We start from the raw sequence: 17372 nt of genomic DNA on the forward strand, positions 1-17372 counted from the left end.
AAAAAATATTATAAGGGCCATATTATTGGCACTATTAAAAGCGTGACAATGAAAAGGAGCAGTAATAACGGGGCTCCAACTTTAAAATAATCCATAAACTTATAACCACCAGCTGTCATGACCATGGCATTTGTTGTTGTTCCGATAGGTGTTAAAAATGCCGTAGAGGCACTGATAGCAATAACTATCATAAAGGGCTGTGGCGACAGGTTTAAAGAGCTTGCAGCAAGCATTGCAATGGGAGCCATTAATACAGCTGTTGCTGAATTATTAATGACCTGACTAAAGGTGGTAGTAAGTAAAAAAATACCTCCCAGTAGTACAATAGGATGAATAGATCCTAAATTTTCCACAAGTCCGTTTGCTATAAGTTGCGCTGTTCCAGTTTTTTGCAAAGCAATTCCCATGGGGATCATGGCGGCAATCATAACCACGCTGGTCCAACTAATACCTTTGTAAGCTTTTGAAATAGGAACGCAACCAGTAAGTAATACAACACCGGCAGCTACCAATGCTGCAATGGCGCCAGGAACGACTTTAAATACCATTAAGCCAATCATAAGTATTAAAGCGCCTAAAGCGATATAGGATTTAAAATTTAAGTTTTCAACGTTTTTAGCCATGCCTTCAGGGCTACCAATTATCACGAGATGTTCGTGTTGTTTTTTTAAATCGTCTATAGCCTCCCATGTTCCTCTTAAAAGAAATGCATCGCCGGCTTTTACAACAATTTCTTTGTCTTGCAATGGTTTGTTATTTCTTGAGGCGGCTAAAAGTTGAATGCCAAAACGCTTGAAATAATCACCAAGCTTATATTTTCTGCCGACAAATACAGAATTTGGGTTTACGATGACTTCGGTCATACCAACTTCCTGATTGATTAAATTATGTTTTAGTTCTTCAGTAATAGGTTCCAGAGGTAATAACCCTAATCTAAACGTAATCATGAGTTTGTTAATGGCCTCTGTATTTCCTTTAACTGTAATGATATCATGGTAATATAATTCGGTTTGCGGATCAGGAAATTCGATAAAATTAGGTACGCCTTTTAAAACATTTGGATGTCTTCTTTTTATACGGATAATGGTTACATTATAATTGTGTTCAAAATGCCATTGTTCTATTTTAGTATTAATGAGAGGGGATAACGAACGTATACGTAATCTGTAATAATCATCATGCACTTTATAAGCTTCAATCCAGTTATGCAACGTAGATTCTATGTTTACAGGTTTATTATTGGTTTTATTACCGGGTAATAACTTATAGCCAATATATCTAAAATAGATTAGTGTGATTATTAAAAGCGGAATACCTATCAGAGCAAATTCAAAAAATGAAAAGCCTTCATATCCTGCCTCGACTAAGGCATTACTTGTAATAATATTAGGCGGCGTTCCGGTAAGAGTTAATAACCCTCCGGTGTTAGAACCAAACGCTACAGGCATAAGAAATTTAGAAGGGAAAGTTCCAATGCTCCATGCTGACGAAATAGTTAGAGGTGTAAGTGTGGCTACCGTTCCGGTGTTACTCACAAATCCAGACAACACGCCTGCACCTACAGTGATAATTATTAAAAGCTTAGGTACACTTTTTCCAGCCCATTCTACAAATTTTTTACCTGCCATGGCTGTCCACCCTGTTTGTGCTATGCCTTCTCCTATAATGAATAGAGCTGCTATCATTATAACGGTAGGGTTGCTAAATCCGCTTAAGGTTTCGGTCACATCTAAAATTCCGGTTAAAAACAAGCTGAGCATGGAAATTAGTGCAACAATATCAGGTGTAAATTTTCCCCAGATAAATAAAGCAATCGTTACAACTAAAATGAAGAGCATTAAATAAACCATTTCTTATATTTGTTTATTAATTTTACAATAACCAGAATCTTATAAATAAGTACACGCTGGTTGGTTTCTTAATTCTATGTTAAATTTAAAGCACATTGAGGTGAGTATTTATGACTTATGTCATTATTTTTAAATATGCTTTATTTTTCAATTATTAGTGATTTTATAACAAAATAAATAATGATACTGTAATCGCAAACGTGATAGTTTTATAGTTATTTAGAATTTCGGAAAGTAAAAGTGATAATAATGAGTCTATTAAAAATCAAGTTTGTAATAATCAGGAGTTTTTCTTCGCAAAATATATTCTTTAACAAGAAGAAATCCAATTTATAAATAGAAGTTAGGCTAAAGGAATTAGAATTAAAGTGTTGATTATTTAAAATAAAAAAAACAGATATATAATGAAATTAGATATACTTGCTATTGGAGCACATCCTGATGATGTTGAGTTGGGGTGTGGTGCTACTATAGCTAAAGAAGTTGCTAAAGGAAAAACAGTAGGTATTATAGATTTAACCCGAGGAGAGCTCGGAACCCGTGGTACAGCTCAAACCAGAGATAAAGAAGCTAAGGATGCGGCAAAAATATTAAATGTTGCAGTAAGAGAAAATATGGAATTTGCAGATGGTTTTTTTGTGAATGATAAAACTCATCAGCTCGCTTTAATTCAAAAAATCAGAAAATACCAGCCTGATATCGTTCTTTGTAACGCTATTGATGATCGGCATATCGATCATGGTAAAGGAAGTAAATTAGCGAGTGATGCCTGTTTTTTAAGTGGTTTAATGAAAATAGAAACACAAGATGAAGCAGGTAATAACCAAAACGCATGGAGACCAAAACAGGTATATCATTTTATTCAATGGAAAAATTTAGAACCAGATTTGGCTGTAGACGTATCTGAATTTATTGATTTAAAAATGAAGGCTGTGTTGGCTTATAAAACACAATTTTATAGTGCAGACAGTAAAGAGCCTCAAACACCAATTTCAAGTAAAAATTTTACTGATAGTGTGGTTTACAGAGCAAGAGATTTAGGGCGTTTAATAGGGGTAGAGTATGCCGAAGGATTTACCGCAGAACGCTATGTTGGCGTTAAGAGTTTATTCGATTTAATTTAAATAAATTATTTTTTGAAATAAGACCTAGTAAATGAATACGTTACCCTTATAAGAAGTATTTATTTTACAAATGGTGGTAAAAATTTTCGAAAAAACTTTTGTAGAAACGCTTAAATCGTTTACATTTGCACTCGCATTACAAAATGCATTACACGGTGGTTGTAGCTCAGTTGGTTAGAGCGCCTGATTGTGGTTCAGGAGGTCGTCGGTTCGAGACCGATCTTCCACCCAAAAATACAAAGCCTTTCAAGTTTATTGAAGGGCTTTTTTTGTGGATTAAATTAGTCTACTTTTAGAAACAAAATTTCAATAAAAAAAGAGCAACTTATACAAGTTACTCTTTAAAACGTGTATTATTAAAATAACTGTTAATCAGCAAGAACACTAAATTCAGCACCACCTGCAAAATCCTGCCCATTTTGGGAGCTTTTTGCCGTAAAACGTATAAATCGTGCTGTAATTGACTTTTTGAACAGGATTCGTTTTTCTTTTTTACCTAAAGAAAATTGACCAGAATAAATCTGTTCGTTCCAGGTTTTCCCATCCAGGCTCACATGAATTGTATAATTTTTTATATCTCCATTGGTTCCTCCATCCTGACGTGGCATATAAGTGAAACCTTTAATACTTTTGGCTTCACCACAATCAAAGTCTACCCAATGAGGAAATTGGGCCACAGTAACAGAATACATGGTATGCCACATTGAAGAAGGATCGCCGTCAACCAGATTTTTAGCAGCATTGTCATTACCCGGCTCTTCGCTGCTTACAAATACTACGCTGGTCTCAACTTTTTCAATTTTATTGAATGTCATTGTAATTTCGGAGTCTTTATTGTTTTTAAACCAAGCTGTAATGGTTCCTCCTTCACGCAATGGAATGGTTTCCATATATTTTTTAGTTTTACCTCCATTAATGGAATAATAAATTTCTGTATCCTTTTTTACAGAAGAAATATTTACCGTTCCGTTGTTTGAACGAGTAATAGAAATGGGTACGTCACCAGAAGGTAATACATTGGCTGTTTGATCTAAATTATTACTCGCAGGACGAATAATAAATCCAAAGTCATTTTGATTAGCATAAGCCCGATCATAACTCAAAGGCCCTCCTTGTCCGCAACTTGCACCTCCAAGACCAGAAACTTTTACATCAAGATGAAGTGTTGTGTTTCCTGGTTCGGGTAATTCATAAATATGGGCAGATGTAGCCATGGTTTGAGCAGTATATGGTAATGCGCTTACCGCCATAGTTTCATTTGCGATAAATACTGCTCCAATGCTATTTTTAGACTTATTTTGGGTTAATGCGCACCAACGGGTATCTTCATGGTTCCCCATATCTTGGGGTTTAGGGAAATTTACAAATTCTTCGTTAACCTTGTTTGTGTATTTTTCAATATTCTGAGAAGTTTTTCTATCGTTGTAATTTCCAGCTGGACCGCGGCCATAATAAGTGAAATTATCATATTCTTTCGGAATTGTCAATGAGTATCCAAGTCTAGGAAGTACAAAATTAGGCTCGTTTGATGTTATGCTGGCTTGTAATTCTATAGAACCGTCCTGATAAACCGTCCATATTTGATTTGTTATAAAACGGAAATCGTTTTCTCCGAATTTACGATTTGACAGTTCTTCTACAGCTATCTTATTGCCACTCGTTCCTCCATGTTGTCGTGCAGCATTTGGAGCCTGAGAAACTACTAAAAATGAGAGGGTAGCTGTACCATCGTTGTTTGTTCTAATTTTCGATGAAATGGCTTTGTGTTTTAAGTTATGAAGCCCTTTTTCATACCAACTTTGGTAGCCCCATGTATCGTTATTTACAAAGGCACGAAAGGCATCAAGTTTTGGTCCATTACCATCTGTTATTATTATATTATCCTTGTACGAAAGTCCATAAAGTGATCCGTCGTTGTTATTGAACTTAGCTTTAAAGCCTTTGCCCTGTACAATTTTGATGTTATTTTCGGCATCAATAATTTTAACCTGTTCATTAGCTGTTGTTTTAGTCACATCTGCGATGGTTGGTATATCTGTTTTTGCTTTAATTAAGAACTGATTTTCAGCTTGAACATAATTGCTTTTTGCCCAAGGTTGATCTTCTTTTAAAGTAAATTCAAGCTTCAAAAAATATTCTGAATTCGCTTTGAACTCTTTAAATTGGTAAGGAATTGCTATTTTACTTTTTGATCTCGCTTCAATGGGAGAAAGAGGAATTTGACCACTTTTTACTTTTGAACCATTTTCCCAGACAGACCAATTTAAATTATAATCAGAAAGCGATTTGAAATAATATTTATTGAAAATTTCAATTATACCTTTGGTTATATCCAAAGGTGTAACTCCAAAATTCTGATAAACTTTTTTTACCTCGTAGTATTGAGGTTTCGGATCTCGTTCAGCAAAAAGAATACCGTTCATGACAAACTGCCCGCTGTTAGGTTTATCACCAAAGTCTCCCCCATACGCAAGATACCTGGTTCCATCTTCTTTATAATTATAAAGGGCCTGATCGATCCAATCCCAAATAGCACCACCACAGAAAAAGTTGGTAGATTCAATGGCTTCCCAGTAATCAATTAAATTACCACATGCATTCCCCATAGAGTGGGCATATTCAGAAATATGAAACGGGTATTTAATGCCCATGGTACCTTTAACTGCACTTTTCATCCAACCAATGGAAGGGTATTGATTCGAGCCCATATCTACAATATTATTATTCCGTTCGTATTGCACTGGGCGTGACACATCAATTTTTTTCAATGCATCGTATGCGTATTCAAAATTTTTACCTGGACCAGCTTCGTTACCGAGTGACCAGATTACAATAGCTGGGTGATTTTTATTTTGATGCGTCATTTCGACGACTCTGCCAACATGAGCGTTTTTCCATTCTGGAGGATGAGAAAGTGAAGCTTCTCCATAATAATACTGATGTGATTCAATATTAGCTTCGTCTTCCAGATAAATACCGTATTTGTTACAGAGGTAATACCAGTAAGGATCAGGAGGGTAGTGAGAGTTACGAACGTGATTTATATTAGCACGTTTCATTAACATCACTTCATCTTGCATCTGTTCACGAGTTATGGCATGTCCTGTTTTTGGGTTCGTTTCATGACGATTTACACCTTTTAGTTTTACCGTTTTACCATTTATGTAATAATAACGGCCTTCTAAACCAAATTCATCGTCTTTTGCTAAAGTATTTTTAATAGTAACCTCTCGGAAACCAGTGTATATAGAGATGGTTTCAACAACTTTACCAGATTTATCTTTTAGTTCAGCTATTAGGGTATAACGATAAGGTTGTTCGGCCGACCATTGTTTTGGTGAGGGCACATGCATTACTACAGAAGAGGTTGTTTGTTCTCCACTATTTATTGTGGAAACTGGAGTGCTTACTCCAACATTTTCAACACGTTTATTTTCATCTGAATATAGTTTGTTTTCGTAAATTGAGTATACTATTTGGTAACCTTTAGCAGAGTTTTTACTAAAATTGCGAATATCGGCAGAAATTTTTAATGTGCCATTAATGTAATTATCATCAAGCTCAGGAAGCACGAAAAGATCCCTTATTTGAATTTTAGGGGTAGAATACAGCTGCACTGTTCGGAATATTCCAGGAAGGCGGAACATATCTTGAGCTTCCAGAAATGAACCGTCTGAATTACGATAAACTTCTGCAGCGATAACATTATTGCCTTTTTTTACGTAATTAGTTATATTGAAGGCAGCAGCATTACGAGAGTTTTTTGAAAATCCAACATACCTACCATTTATCCAGAGGTAAAAAAAAGAATCTACACCATCAAACTGAATAAAGATTTCACGTCCGTCCCAGTTTTCAGGAATTTCAAAGTCACGACGATAAGATCCTACTTCATTTCGAGCATCATATGTAACCCAATCTTTAGCTGGTTCCCGCATTACGCCACCTTTCCAGTCATTAACTTTTACATCATGCTTAAATATTACCGGTTGATTACAATATATTGGTGTCCCGTATTTTTGCCCGCCATCTTTACCAAGACCAAAAATATTCCAGTTGGAAGGTACTGAAATATCATCCCATTTACTTACATCAAAATTAGGGTTAAAAAAATCTAATGGACGTAGATCGGGGTGTTTAACCCAATTAAACTTCCATTGTCCATCTAGAGATTTCCAGTATTCAGCATGTTCTGGTAAGACTTTGCGCGCATTTTGTACGTTTTTAAATGAAAAGAAAGTTGCTCGTGGTTGTTCTTTATTATGTGCAATATGAGACGGTGATTCCCACTCTTTGCCAGTAGGAGCTTTAATAGATCCATATGTAAAGCCAGAAAGTTGTGCTGTAACTACGTAACAATTAGCTATTAAGCAGGCTATTAATCCTAAAATAGTTTTTTTCATAGATTATTTGTATCTGTTTTCTAAACGATAATGTTAAAATAAAAAGTAGGCTATGTTTAATTTAGGAGCTGTACGAAGCAGCAATATACTAATAAATTGTGTTCGAGCACACTTTTTTTATATTTGAATTTAATGAATGATAATAATTTGTAGTGTAATCAAAATTCGATTTAAATAAACAATAGTAGCGAGAAAAGTCTCAAAATATTTTTAATAAAAATTGAGTGATTTAAAGTAAAGAAAACGAGAATTCAAATATAGGATTAGGTAATTAGCTCTTTATTTTTAACTGCTTAATATAAGCCTAATAATTAGGCGAAAAAAATCTAATTTAAAATGGAAAGCTATAAGTATATTTAACTTTTAGAATGCCATCCATCAATAAATTCTCCATCTTCTAAACTATCGTCTACAAGAACAAAACCAACGTGAGGTGTCCATATGGCCTTACTTTCACGATATTTATTTGCTGATTTAATATTTACTTTGTAGGTACCTTCTTCGTCAGGTAGTTTATCTGTTAAGCTAATGTATTCCATGCTACAAAACTAAATAATTAAAGGGGTTTTTAAAAATGTATATTCAAACAAAAAGCTTTTCTAAAATGAAAAGCTTTTTATGTAAAGTTAGCTATGCAAGGTTTTGTTTTAACCCTTTTTTAGATTTAGTTAGTCTTAATCCTGTATGCCTTAATAAAATAACAATACTATTGTTTGTCTACTTTTATACGCTCGTCTCTGTTTGCTAGTTCCCAAGCTGTATGAAATATTAGACGAGTTCGGGTTTCCAGTAAATCGTATTCTATTTTATCAGGTGTATCGGTTGGCCGATGATAATCGGCGTGTGTTCCGTTAAAATAAAATATTACAGGTATGTTATTTTTCGCGAAATTATAGTGATCGCTGCGATAGTAAAAGCGATTAGGGTCGTTATCGTCGTTATATGTATAATCAAAATCCATGTTGATATACTTCTTATTAATTTCTTCAGAAATATTGTGTAACTCTGAACTGAGTTTATCTGAACCTATTAAATAAACATAGTTTCTGTTGTTTTCATGTTTTTTATATACACGACCTATCATATCAATATTTAAGTCGGCTACGGTGTTTTCTAATGGAAAAACAGGATCTACATCTGTGTAATACCGCGATCCAAAAAGTCCAATTTCCTCACCTGTTACATGTAAAAATAAAATAGTACGCTTTGGTCCGTTACCTTCGTCCGCAGCATTTTTAAAGGCTTCGGCAATTTCTAAAATAGCTACTGTGCCCGATCCGTCGTCGTCAGCTCCGTTGTTAATTTTTCCATTACCGTTTACGCCAATGTGGTCTAGATGTGCTGAAATGATAATAATTTCTTCTGGTTTTTCAGAACCTTTAATGTATGCTAATACATTTTCTGAAGCTTTGGCTTTTCGCGAAAAATAGTCTTCTGGAATATCCTGAAAATAATCATCTGCACCTAAAGGTGATGGAATGCCGAGACTTTGATAATGCTTCTTAATAAAGTTAACAGCTTTCTTTTGTCCGGGCTCTCCTGTTTTTCTACCTTCAAATTCATCAGAGGCATATATGTATAATGCTTCTTTTAATTCGTTAGCGGTTATTGTTTGAGCATAATTTACAGAACTTTTGGTTTTATCCTGTTTTGTATTGTTTTGCGATGTACCACATGATGACACTAAAAATGTGGTACATAAAAGGATAGCTATTCTTTTCATGTATGAGTTAGTATTTTTGAACGCTAATATTACAAAAAATGACAGTATAGCGTTGTCGAAATCGGAATTATTTTAACAAATTATTGTTTTTATCGGTAAGGAGACGGTGGTTCTGATTAGCAATTTGCCAGGCTGTTGCAAAGATTAATTTAGTGCGTTTTTCTAATAAATTATAATTTATTTTTTCTGGCGTATCGGTTGGTTTATGGTAATCGCTATGTTCACCGTTAAAATAAAAAATGACAGGAATGCCAAGTGCTGCAAAATTGTAATGGTCGGATCGGGTATAGTATTGGTTTCTGTCGTTTTCGTCATTATATCTGTAATCCAAATCAATATTAAAAAGCGTGTCATTTACTTTTTCCGATAAGTAATGTAATTCTTTACTTATACGGTCGGAGCCAATTAAGTATAGGTAGTCTTTTTTATTTTTATGGATATCATCAACGCGACCAATCATGTCTATATTTAAGTTTGTTACTGTGTTTTTTAAAGGAAAAACTGGGTGTCGGGTGTAATATTCTGAACCTTTTTTACCTAATTCTTCTGCAGTGAAATGTAGAAATAAAATGCTGCGCTTTGGGCCATTACCCTCAAGTTGGGCTTTTTTAAAAGCCTGAGCCATTTCCATTAGGGCCACAGTGCCCGAACCATCATCGTCGGCTCCATAATTTACTTGTCCGTTTTCATTTACACCTAAATGATCAAGGTGTGCAGAAATGATAATGACTTCTTGAGGAATTTCCTGGCCTTCAATGAATGCCATAACATTTTCGGTGGGTTTTGTTTTTTCAAAAAAGAAATCTGAAGGTATATTTTGAAAATAATTAATAGTATCCCTAAGAGGGGACATGATACCTTCCTGTTGATAGTAATGTTTTAAGAAATTGGAAGCTTTCTTTTGACCTATTTCCCCGGTTGCTCGGCCCTGAAATTCTTCTGACGAAAAATTATATAAGTGTGTTTTTAGTTCGGAAGCAGTAATAGTTTTGGCATAGTTTAAAACCTCTGTTTTATCAACTAATTCTATACTGTTTTTTAGATTTTTGATTTTAGTAGAATACTTAGGTGTGGCACATGTGCCTACTAAAGTAAGAACAGAGAGTATACAAAAGCTTTTCATGTGTTTTTTATAGTCACATGAAACTTACAATAATCATTTTTTGGGGTTAAAATTATTCGAAAATGTGAGTTTCATTTGATTAGTCGTAACCAAATATAACAAAAAATAAAAAGAATTTACTTACTTAATTTCTGGAAAATAAAAGATAACAATTATTTAATTTATCTCCAGGTTTTCCAAATCTGAACTTTCAATTTCTGTTTCAATAATGTCGTTTTCATTTATTTCCAGGGACTCAATTTCTGCATCATCAATATTAATACTTTCTATTTCAGATGCATCAATTTCTATTTCCTCAATTTCACTTGCATCAATTTCAATGTCTTCCAATTCCTTTAATTCGGATTCATCAATTTCTAAATCTAACGACTCCAGCTCTTCAATGGCAGCTTCTTCAAACTGTATTTCTTTAGTTTCTAGAGCTTGAGTGTCTTCGACTTCTGTAGTTGTAAAAATAGCTTTGTAAAAGGTAAGTAGAAGGGCTAATGTGGTCAGAATAAATGAAAAAGGAATCAATTTTTTTACCTCACCCGATTTTTTTGATAAATAAAATGCTCCTCCAGCAAGAAGAAGGGCAGCTATACCTGGAAAAATAGCTAAATTAGATATTGGTAATACCGAAAATATAATTGTAAACACAGATGCGATTACAGCAAATATCGTTAATGTTTGTCTCATTTGTTTTCTTTTAACTTTTTAATCCAGTAGCCGATTTAATTTTTAGTTCGCCATTTCCTACTGGGATTTTAAATTTACCATATACTAATATTTTATTAGCATCGGCAGTAAGCCACACCAGATTACTGTTAGATCCTTGTAAAACTTTGTCACTTGACCCTACAGCTAGCTTATAACATTCCTTTTTGCCAATTGCAGTATTGATGGTTTCTTTACCTAAATAAGTGACCTGACCTTTAGTTTCTTTGCGGTCAAAGATAATGGTAAAACTTTTTCTTGCACCTACCTGCATTCTATTAAAATCGATTAATCGTAAATTGTATATGGTGGAAACAATATCTTTCGTTCCTGAATTTATGTTAACCGTTTTATTCTCCTGATAATCATTTTTCTTTTTCATTAAAGACTTTACAGTACCCGATTTATGGCTAAAGGTATATTTCATATACTTATAATAACCTCCTTCGTTAATATCTCTGGAGTACAGGTATGGCGTCAATGTTTTTGGGTTTACATAACTTTCGTATAAATCTCTAATCTTAAAAAAATCATCCCATTTACTATAAGTAACAGCTGTACATTTAAGTCTTAAAAGAATGGCTTTCGATGTTTTTACCGGACTGGTTTCCATGGTAACCTGGGCAATATCATTTAAAACGCCCGACATGTTATATGACGCCGTGTAGGTTAGTTTTTCGTTAAATCCTATTGCGGTATTCTGTGCATTAGTAAAACTTATTGCAAGCAATAGCATGATTAGAAATGGGATACGCTTCATAATTTGTTATTGATTATAATGTATAACGTTTTGTTAATCATTTATTGTGCCGAAAATACAATGCTTTAAAATATTATGCTAATTTTTATGTGTCACAATAAGTGAAATTTTAAACACTGATAATTATCATAGTTTAATTTACAAGCTTTCGGTAAATTTATAATACTGAATTTTAAAATATTAAACTTTAGTAAGTAACCTGACTTATTTTTTGTATTATGAAAACGATTTTATTACCTACCGACTTTTCAGAGAATTCCATTAATGCGATACATTTTGCTATGCATATGTTTAAAAATGAAACCTGTAGTTTTTATCTTTTAAATGTACAAAAAGTATCCTCTTATATGTCTGACGATTTAATGCTTGCTAACCCTACAGGAGTAGTTTACGATACCATCGTAGAATCCGCAAAAGTTTCATTAAATAACGTTATAAATAGATTGGTGAAAAAGTATGATAATCAAAAACATCAATTCTTTTCTTTGGTAGATTATGACAATTTTACCGATGCTATTAATCAGGCTGTAAAAAGCAATGCGGTCGACCTAATTGTTATGGGGACCAAAGGAGCATCGGGTTTAAGTCAGGTGATTTTTGGAAGCAATACGGTTAAAGTTTTAAAACATTGTAACATTCCTGTTTTAGTTGTTCCAGATAAATGTACATACACCAATTTAAAAGATATTGCTTTTACTACAAGTTTTCAATCTACTTACAATATGGATGAGCTTCAGCTATTAGATGAAATTGTAATTAAAAATGACAGTAAGCTAAATGTTTTACATGTCGTGATGGAAGACAATATGGCCAATGAGCTTTTTCAGGATGTTGATTTTTTTAACGAGCATTTTGAGGATGTAAGTTTTAAATTAATAGATACTAATCAACAGGATATTTTTGATGCAGTTCAAGGTTACATCTTAAATAATGACATTAAGTTAATTGTCATGATAAATAAGAAACATACATTTTTAGACAGTCTTTTTGTAAAGCATCAGGCAGAGGCTTTTGCTTTTAGTATACAAACTCCTTTAATGGTACTTCCTAAAAAGTAGCTTTAATATTTTTAACTCTACTCTGGTTATGTTACTAAACGATTAGATGTTTAAAATTATAGAATAATTTTTTTGTAAGTGATTAAAAGTTAACTTTATAGGGTAACTAGCCAAACCTATAACTTCAATGAAATATCATTGTTTTTGTTTTGTATTCCTTATTTCGGTACTTTCTTTTTGTCAAAACGCAAAATTAGACAGTTTAAACCGAGTTTATAAAGCTGCAACTACAGACTCTGCTCGAATTAAGGTTTTAAAAGACATTTCTTGGGAATATTTAAACAATAGGTCAAACATTGTTATGGCCGAAAAATATATAGATAGTGTTTACAGTTTAAGTAAGCAATCGAATAATACTTGGGGGCAATATACAGCCAGATATCAATATGGTGTTTTAGAACGGCAAAAAGGTAATTATGAAACAGCATTGAATCATTTCGAGGCTTATTTGAAGTTTGTAAGACACAATAAAAACAGTGTAGATATTGCCAATGCAGAATACCAGCAAGCAATCATTTACGATTATCGTGGACAATATGAAAAAAGCCTTGAAATATATCATCGTATTCTTAAAGTATATGAATCAGAAGGAGACGATTACAGTGCTGCTAATATTTTAAATAGTTTAGGCGAAATTTTGAAACGCTCTAACCGTATTGAAGATGCACTAGAAAATTACAACAAGGCTTTAATCATTTTTACAAGGTTAAACGCAAAACCAGATATGGCCAATTGTTATTATAATATTGGAACAACCTATCAACTACAAGCTAATTATACTAAAGCCCTCGAATTTTTAAATAAAGCCTTGATTTTAGATACAGAAATTAATAGTAGTTGGGGTATGGCCTATGATTATGAAGCCATAGGAGAGGTTTATAAATTTCAGGGAGATTATGAAAAGGCCTTACAGGTGCATCTCAAAACACTTGACATCAGGAAAGGATTAAATCAAAAAAGAGAGTTGTCGGCCATTTATGTTCAGGTTGGGTCAGATTACCTGACATTAAAACAGTTTGATGAAGCTGAGTTTCATTTTTTAAAAGCATTAGATTTAGCGGAAGAGGTTGGAGCCACCACCGAACTTCTTAATGTTTATGATGGACTAACAAAACTTTACAAAGAGACCGAACAGTACAGTAAAGCTCTTGATTTTAATTTAAAAAGGACCGCTGTTAAAGACAGTGTTTTTAACGAAACAAAATCTAAACAAATAGAAGAGCTTCAAGAAAAGTTTAATGCCGAAACAAAAGAAGCCGAGATTCTTGCTTTAGAGAAGGATGCCGAAATTCAGAATTTAAAACTGAAGCGGCAAAAAGTATTTAGAAATATTTTTATTGGCGTATTTTTTATGGGGGGGCTTTTTACCTTCTTTTTTGTAAGACGATATAAATACAAACAACAAGTAAAATTAGAGTTACTTGAACGTCAACGTCAATTAAAATTAGAACAGCAAAAAACTGAATTTGAAAAACAACGTGTTGCTAAACTAGAGAGAATAGATGAACTAAAAGACCAGTTTTTAGCGAATACGTCGCATGAATTGCGAACACCCTTAAATGGTATTATCGGGTTATCTGAATCTTTAAAAGATGGCGCTGCAGGAGCTTTACCATTAAAAGCAATTGAAAACCTGGATATGATTGTAAATAGTGGTAAACGCCTGTCGAATCTAGTTAACGATATATTAGATTTTTCAAAACTTAGAAATAGTGATCTTCAATTATCCATAAAGCCAGTAGACTTATATGCAATCACGGATCTGGTTTTAAAAGTTTCAGAAAGTCTAATAAAAGGAAAGTCAATACGACTTATAAATTCAGTTTCAAAGGAAATTGATTTAGTTGAAGCCGATGAAAACAGGTTGCAGCAAATATTATTTAATTTAGTAGGTAACGCCATTAAATTCACCGAATCGGGAACTGTTCAGGTTAAAGCAAAAAAAAGTAATGGAGTCATACAAATTTCAATTATCGATACAGGAATTGGTATACCAGAAGATAAATTTGAAGAAATTTTTAAGTCATTTGAGCAGGTTAATGGTAATGCAGAACGCGCATACGGAGGCACTGGATTAGGGCTATCGGTAACCAAGCAATTAGTCGAACTTCACGGAGGTGAGATCCATGTTCAATCTAAAATTGGTCATGGTTCTGTGTTTACGTTTTCATTGCCGTTGAGTTCGGTAAATAGACAGGAAATAACAATTGCTAACACTAGTATTTGTAACGATATTGTTCAAAGTATAAGTGAACAATCTATCGAAAAAGAGGTAGTTGAATTAAAAGTTCAAAAGGAAAAAATAAAGGTCTTAGTAGTTGATGATGAGCCTATAAATCGTCGTGTTTTGGAAAATCACCTCAAAGTTGCAGGTTACGGCGTGACAGAGGCTTCTAATGGCAGCGAAGCCCTTAACTTTATAAAAAATGAAACTTTTGATCTGGTACTTTTAGATGTTATGATGCCAAAGCTTTCTGGTTATGATGTTTGTGAAATTATACGAAAAACCTATTCGGCAAGTGAACTTCCTATCGTTTTACTAACAGCAAAAAACAGAGTGAGTGATTTAGTAACAGGGTTTAATGTAGGTGCTAATGATTATTTAACCAAACCATTTTCAAAAAATGAACTTTTAAGCCGAATAAAAACACATATTAATTTAAATGGAATCCATAAAGCTACTAGTCGTTTTGTGCCGACCGAATTTTTAAAATCAGTTGGACGTGAAGCAATCACTGATGTTATTCTTGGTGATTATATGGAAAAAAATGTTACTGTTTTGTTTACCGATATTCGCGATTATACCAGTTTATCTGAAAGTATGACACCTGAACAAAATTTTAAATTCGTAAATGCTTATGTTGGACGTATGGGACCATTAATAAAGAAAAATAAAGGTTTCGTAAACCAATATTTAGGCGACGGTATAATGGCACTTTTTCCAGAAAATGCAGCTTGCGCTTTGCAGGCTTCTATAGATATGCAAAAAGTAATAATAGAATATAATAAACGAAGAATTTCAGAAGGCTTTCAACCTATTAGCGTTGGTATGGGACTTCATACAGGCGAATTGGTTATGGGAATTATTGGAGATGTTTATAGAAATGATACCGCAATAATTGCCGATACTGTAAATACGGCCTCCAGAATGGAGGGGGTAACTAAATACTATGGAGCAAAAATAATAATAAGTGATAGTAGTTTAGAAACGATTAAAAATAAATCGGATTTCAATTTTAGATATCTCGGTAAAGTTAAGGTAAAGGGTAAAGATATTTCGATGGCAATTTATGAATGTTTTGATGGTGATACTGAAAAAAGCATAGCATTAAAAATTAAAACACTTGAAAAATTTGAAAAGGGTATGACCTGTTTTTTAAATAAAGAATTCCCAAAAGCTGCAGCAGCCTTTGATAGTGTAATTTCAATTCATAATGATGATTTAGTAGCGAAATATTTTCTAAAAAAATCCGCCGAATATACTATTTCAGGGACACCTGAAGATTGGGATATGGTTAATATTTTTAATATTAAATAGACTGTTTTTAAAATCTTTTATAAAATAGAAGTTAAATTGAATAAAATAGGCCACGAGCTTACTATGCCTGTGGCCTCAATATTAAAATTTACCTATTCTAAAAACGAAACTATTTCTCAATAATTAACTTTTTAATAATAGTATTGTTTTCAGATTTAAAAATATAAAGTCCGTCACTTAAATGACTAAGGTTTATTACATTTTCTACGTTCGGATTAATCCTAACTGTATGCACAAGTTGACCTATGGTGTCATAGATTTGGTACATGCCACCTTCCGATGTTTTGACCTTTATGTTCGTTCTTGTTGGGTTTGGATAAAGGTTAAAGTATGAGGTGTCATTCAACGAGGTTATGGATAATGAAGTTACTAAAATACATTCTGAAGTTATTGAGCAACCATTTAATAATATTTCAACTTTATATTCTCCATTTTCCATAGCAGTGAAACTTTGGCTTGTTTGGCCAGATAATATAGTATCTGGGCATTTGTACCATTGATACTGAGCTCCGTCTTGATTGGCAATAAGTTCTCCAGAATTCTGGGTAACTGAAGCGTCTATTAAACTTTTAATAATGACATCTTTTTTTTGTGAATTAGGACACGTTCCGTTCGTGGTATAGGTCACGGTATACGTACCTGCAGTAGAAGCCGACACATCGATAACCCCGGTAGACGCATTGATAGAAAGTCCAGACGTGGAACTAAAGCTACCCCCAGAAAGCCCAGTAATAGTCGGTGTAGGATCACTATCATTTACACAATAGGCCGCAGCGGAATAATTAAATGAAGCATCATCCAAAGCATTCATGGTCACGGATTGGGTGCCGGAGTTCGGACAAGTCCCAGACGTGGTATAGGTTACCGTATACGTACCTGCAGTAGAGGCTGACACATCGATCACCCCGGTAGACGCGTTTATAGAAAGTCCGGTAGTAGAACTAAAACTTCCACCAGAAAGCCCTGTAATAGTCGGTGTCGGATCACTATCATTTACACCATAGGCCGCAGCGGAATAACTAAACGAGGCATCATCCAAAGCATTAATGGTCACGGATTGAGTATCAGAGTTAGGACACGTTCCGTTCGTGGTATAG

Annotated in this window: 11 protein-coding genes and 1 tRNA gene; 4 read left to right on the plus strand and 8 right to left on the minus strand. The window is 33.8% G+C overall.

Translation table 11 applies throughout. The annotated features are described in order from the left end of the window. Positions 1–8: 8 nt before the first annotated feature. Positions 9–1838, minus strand: a complete 1830-nt coding sequence (locus tag ICJ83_RS06105) for an SLC13 family permease (protein ID WP_188229494.1) — start codon at positions 1836–1838, stop codon at positions 9–11. Between the two features lie 416 nt (positions 1839–2254). Between ICJ83_RS06105 and bshB1 the strand changes: the two genes are divergently transcribed. Both bshB1 and ICJ83_RS06115 read left to right on the plus strand, forming a co-directional pair. Then, positions 2255–2974: a bacillithiol biosynthesis deacetylase BshB1 gene (gene bshB1, locus ICJ83_RS06110; protein ID WP_188229495.1), complete on the plus strand. Its 720-nt coding sequence runs from the start codon at positions 2255–2257 to the stop codon at positions 2972–2974. Between the two features lie 154 nt (positions 2975–3128). After that, positions 3129–3204: transfer RNA gene (locus tag ICJ83_RS06115), tRNA-His, on the plus strand. A gap of 138 nt (positions 3205–3342) precedes the next feature. Here the strand turns inward: ICJ83_RS06115 and ICJ83_RS06120 are convergent. The 6 genes from ICJ83_RS06120 to ICJ83_RS06145 all read right to left on the minus strand — a co-directional run bounded on the left by ICJ83_RS06120 (position 3343) and on the right by ICJ83_RS06145 (position 11679). Continuing rightward, complete coding sequence (locus tag ICJ83_RS06120) at positions 3343–7377, minus strand: glycoside hydrolase family 2 TIM barrel-domain containing protein (RefSeq protein ID WP_188229496.1); 4035 nt, start codon at positions 7375–7377, stop codon at positions 3343–3345. Between the two features lie 356 nt (positions 7378–7733). Next, positions 7734–7916: a hypothetical protein gene (locus ICJ83_RS06125; RefSeq protein WP_188229497.1), complete on the minus strand. Its 183-nt coding sequence runs from the start codon at positions 7914–7916 to the stop codon at positions 7734–7736. Between the two features lie 167 nt (positions 7917–8083). Beyond that, positions 8084–9100: a M28 family metallopeptidase gene (locus ICJ83_RS06130; protein ID WP_188229498.1), complete on the minus strand. Its 1017-nt coding sequence runs from the start codon at positions 9098–9100 to the stop codon at positions 8084–8086. A gap of 67 nt (positions 9101–9167) precedes the next feature. Further along, on the minus strand, positions 9168–10223 hold the full coding sequence (locus tag ICJ83_RS06135; RefSeq protein WP_188229499.1) for a M28 family peptidase: 1056 nt from the start codon (positions 10221–10223) through the stop codon (positions 9168–9170). Between the two features lie 156 nt (positions 10224–10379). Next, complete coding sequence (locus tag ICJ83_RS06140) at positions 10380–10901, minus strand: hypothetical protein (protein WP_188229500.1); 522 nt, start codon at positions 10899–10901, stop codon at positions 10380–10382. A 10-nt stretch (positions 10902–10911) separates the two neighbouring features. Continuing rightward, positions 10912–11679 (minus strand): DUF3108 domain-containing protein, encoded by a 768-nt coding sequence (locus ICJ83_RS06145; RefSeq protein WP_188229501.1) that lies wholly within the window; start codon positions 11677–11679, stop codon positions 10912–10914. A gap of 218 nt (positions 11680–11897) precedes the next feature. On the opposite strand from ICJ83_RS06145, the gene ICJ83_RS06150 reads away from it, so the two are divergent. Together ICJ83_RS06150 and ICJ83_RS06155 are read left to right on the plus strand one after the other, a co-directional pair. After that, positions 11898–12737 carry a universal stress protein gene (locus ICJ83_RS06150; RefSeq protein ID WP_188229502.1) on the plus strand — a complete coding sequence of 280 codons (840 nt, stop codon included), beginning with the start codon at positions 11898–11900 and terminating at the stop codon, positions 12735–12737. A gap of 127 nt (positions 12738–12864) precedes the next feature. Continuing rightward, positions 12865–16275 carry a tetratricopeptide repeat protein gene (locus tag ICJ83_RS06155; RefSeq protein WP_188229503.1) on the plus strand — a complete coding sequence of 1137 codons (3411 nt, stop codon included), beginning with the start codon at positions 12865–12867 and terminating at the stop codon, positions 16273–16275. A 109-nt stretch (positions 16276–16384) separates the two neighbouring features. Here the strand turns inward: ICJ83_RS06155 and ICJ83_RS06160 are convergent. After that, positions 16385–17372: T9SS type A sorting domain-containing protein (locus ICJ83_RS06160; RefSeq protein ID WP_188229504.1), on the minus strand; the 988-nt coding region annotated here is incomplete at its 5' end.

This window comes from Aestuariibaculum sediminum (assembly GCF_014596945.1).
Taxonomy (GTDB): Bacteria; Bacteroidota; Bacteroidia; order Flavobacteriales; family Flavobacteriaceae; genus Aestuariibaculum; species Aestuariibaculum sediminum.